A 3,717-nucleotide genomic window follows, 5' to 3' on the forward strand; every position below is an offset into this window, starting at 1 on the left:
CTTCCCCGCGTGGGAGGCGCTCGGCTGGGAGAACGGCCCGCTGGGGTACCCGACCGCCGACACGGTGGCACTGTCCGGTGGCGGGCGGTTCGTGCAGTTCCAGGGCGGGTCCGTGTACTGGACGGCGACCACCGGCGCACACGCCGTCCGCGGCGTGATCCGGGACGCGTGGGGCCGCACCGGCTGGGAGCGTGGCCCGCTCGGCTACCCGACGAACGACGCCCGGACGCTGCCCGACGGCAGCACCACACAGGACTTCCAGCGCGGCACCATCAGCGTGTCGAGCACAGGGAGTCTGCCAGTCGTGACCGTACGGTGACGACCGCTCTGGCGCGCCATCCGGCCGTCTCCGCGCTCGAAAGGGTCCTCATGCACGCACTCCCGTCCTCGACCCGTCGGCGTCTGGGTGTCCTGGCCGCCGGCGGGGTGCTCTGCCTGACCGGCTGCGCGGGCAGCGCCGCCGGCCCGCAGGCGCCGGCGGTGGCCGGGGCGACCGGGGGCGCAGTGCCCACGGTCGGGTCCACCGCGCCCTCCTCGGCCGAGGCGCCGTCCTCCTCGGCCGAGGCGTCGCCGACGACGTCGGCTGCGGTGGACCCGGTCGGCGAGGAGCCCGACGAGGTGCTCGCCACCGACCCGCCGCGTCCGGCCACGACCGACGTGGTGCTCACCTACTCCTACTGGGACCCGGCCACCGCGTCGGTCCTGGCGAGCGGCTACGTGAGCCCGGTGATCGAGGACGGCGGCACCTGCACGCTGGTGCTCACCCGCGCGGGGCGCTCGGTGACGGCGCGCGCGGCCGCCGAGGCCGACGCCAGCACCACCTCGTGCCCGGAGCTCCAGGTCCCCGGTGACCAGGTGGCGGCGGGGGAGTGGTCCGCCGTCCTGCGGTACGCCTCCGCCACGACCACCGGTGAGTCGCCGCAGGCCACCGTCGAGGTGACCCCGTGACCGCGGCCGGCCGGCAGGCGCGCCGACTGGTCCTCGCGCTCCTCGTCGTCCTCTGCGGCGCGGCCGTCGTCGCCGGCCTCGCCGTTCCCGGCACGACGTCGCCCGCGCTGGTCGAGGCAGCCGACACCTCCCAGTTCCGGGCCGGCAACATCATCAGCGACCAGTTGTTCTTCGACGGCGGCGCCATGTCCGCCGACGAGGTGCAGACCTTCTTGCAGCAGAAGAACCCCAACTGCGTGACACCCGCGGACGGCACGCCCTGCCTGAAGAACGCCCGGCAGGACACCGGGGACAAGGCGGCCGACTCGCGGTGCCCCGGCGCCTACGCCGGTGCGCGCGACGAGTCCGCCTCGACCATCATCGCCAAGGTCGGTGCTGCCTGCGGGATCAGCCAGCGGGTGCTGCTGGTGATCCTGCAGAAGGAGCAGGGGCTGGTCACCGCCAGCGGCTCCAACCTGTACGCCAGGCGCTACCGCGAGGCGATGGGCTTCGCCTGCCCCGACACCGCGCCGTGCCGGCCGGAGTACAACGGCTTCTTCAACCAGGTCTACAGCGCCGCACGCCAGTACAAGAACTACGCAACGGACCCCGGGAACTACAACACGAAGGTCGGGGTGGTCAACAACATCCGCTTCGACACCGAGGTGTCCTGTGGGAGTTCCCCGGTCTTCGTCGAGAACCAGGCGACCGCGGGGTTGTACAACTACACCCCCTACCAGCCCAACGCGGCGGCGCTCGCTGCCGGCAGGGGCACCGGCGATGGGTGCTCGGCGTACGGCAACCGCAACTTCTGGATCTACTACACCGACTGGTTCGGCTCCACACAGGTCCCCGGCGCGGCCAACGTCACCCGTCGGTGGGCCGAGCTGGGCGGGAACACCGGTGTCCTCGGGGCCAGTCAGGCCAGCGTGGTCTGCGGGCTCCCGGCCGGCGGCTGCTACCAGGCCTACGCCAAGGGCGCCATCTACTGGTCGCCGGTGAGCGGCGTGCACCACGTGCTGTACGGCCCGGTCCGCGACAAGTGGGGCGCCACAGGCTGGGAGGGCGGCTGGCTGGGCTGGCCCTCCGGCGACCCGGTGTGTGGGCTGGCCTCGGGCGGATGCTTCCAGGACTTCGAGCGCGGCTCCGTCTACTGGTCCTCGGCCACCGGCGCGCACACCGTCTCCGGTCAGGTGCGCACCGAGTGGGGGACCACCGGCTGGGAGGCCGGCCGGCTGGGCTACCCGGTGCGTGACCAGGGCCGGCTGCCCGACGGTCGCGGCGAGGTCGCCGACTTCCAGCGGGGCTCGGTCTACTGGTCCCAGGCCAGTGGTGCCCACGTGGTGCTGCCGGGCGCGGTGCGCGACAAGTGGGCGGCGTCGGGCTGGGAGGGCGGCCCGCTGGGCTACCCGCTCGATGACACCACCTGCGGCCTGGCCGGCGGCGGCTGCTTCCAGACGTTCGAGAAGGCATCGGTCTACTGGTCGTCGGCGACCGGCGCGCACACGGTGGGTGGGCAGGTCCGCGACCGCTGGGGCACGACGGGCTGGGAGAGCGGCCGGCTCGGCTACCCGGTCGGCGACCAGACCACGCTGCTGGACGGCGCGGGCGCGTTCGTGGAGTTCCAGCGCGGCTCGGTCTACTCCTCCGCGGCCACCGGCGCGCGCATCGTGCTCCCGGGCGCGGTCCGGGACAGGTGGGCCGCCGGCGGCTGGGAGCGCGGGCCACTGGGGATGCCCACCGGCGACACCACCTGTGGGCTGGCCGGCGACGGCTGCCTCCAGGAGTTCCAGACCGCCTCGGTCTACTGGTCGCAGGCCACGGGTGCGTACACCGTCTCCGGTCAGGTGCGCACCGAGTGGGGGACCACCGGCTGGGAGGCCGGCCGGCTGGGCTACCCGGTGCGTGACCAGGGCCGGCTGCCCGACGGTCGCGGCGAGGTCGCCGACTTCCAGCGCGGCTCGGTCTACTGGTCCCCGGCCAGTGGTGCCCACGTGGTGCTGCCCGGCGCGGTGCGCGACAAGTGGACCGCGCTCGGCGGGGAGGCGGGCACGCTCGGCTACCCGCTCGGCGACACCACCTGCGGCCCGGCCGCCGGCGGCTGCGCGCAGCGCTTCCAGAACTCCTCGGTGTACTGGACGGCGTCGACCGGCGCGCACACCGTGCCCGACGCGGTTCGCACGGGCTGGGTCGCCGCGGGTGGTGAGACCGGCAGTCTGGGCTGGCCGGTGGCCGACGCGGTCGACGTCGCAGGTGGCCGCGGGCAGCTCGTCGAGTTCCAGGGTGGCCGCGTCTACGCCTCCGAGGCCACCGGCGGCCACGCGGTCTCCGGCGTCCTCCTCGCCGACTTCGACGCCGCGGGCGGACCCGGCGGTGGGCTGGGCCTGCCCACGGCCGACGCGGGGAGGACGGCCGACGGCACGGCGACGTTCCAGCACTTCGAGGGCGGGTCGCTGTACCGGACCGCCGCGGGCGTGACGACGGTGCCGGCCGCGGTGCGCACGGTGTGGTCGCGTTCGGGCTGGGAGCACGGTCCGCTGGGGTACCCGTCGGGCCCGGCGACCACCGGGACCAGCGGGGTGCTCACACAGCCCTTCGCCGGCGGCACGGTGTACGTCACCGCTGCCGGTGGCCACGCGGTGTCGACGGCGTTCGGGGCGGCGGTGGCGGCGGTGCAGGGCACGACCCCGCTGGGCCTCCCGACGTCCGACGCCCGGTCGTTGGCCGCCGGCGGGTCGTTCCAGACGTTCGAGAACGGCTCGGTGTACGCGAGTCCGGCGACGGGTGCGC

The 3,717-nt window shown here is 74.5% G+C and carries 2 protein-coding genes and 1 pseudogene; all 3 read left to right on the forward strand.

Annotation, left to right across the window (positions count from 1 at the left end; translation table 11 throughout):
- Positions 1-319 (forward strand): LGFP repeat-containing protein (locus tag GCU67_RS21030; protein ID WP_420846376.1); only part of this gene is annotated, 319 nt, incomplete at its 5' end.
- Between the two features lie 50 nt (positions 320-369).
- Positions 370-948 (forward strand): hypothetical protein, encoded by a 579-nt coding sequence (locus GCU67_RS21035; protein ID WP_163613457.1) that lies wholly within the window; start codon positions 370-372, stop codon positions 946-948.
- Positions 945-3,717: pseudogene (locus tag GCU67_RS21040) on the forward strand (hypothetical protein); the annotation flags it as partial. The gene GCU67_RS21035 and the pseudogene GCU67_RS21040, both read left to right, overlap by 4 nt.

Source organism: Modestobacter muralis (genome assembly GCF_010682105.1).
Classification (GTDB): Bacteria; Actinomycetota; Actinomycetes; order Mycobacteriales; family Geodermatophilaceae; genus Modestobacter; species Modestobacter muralis.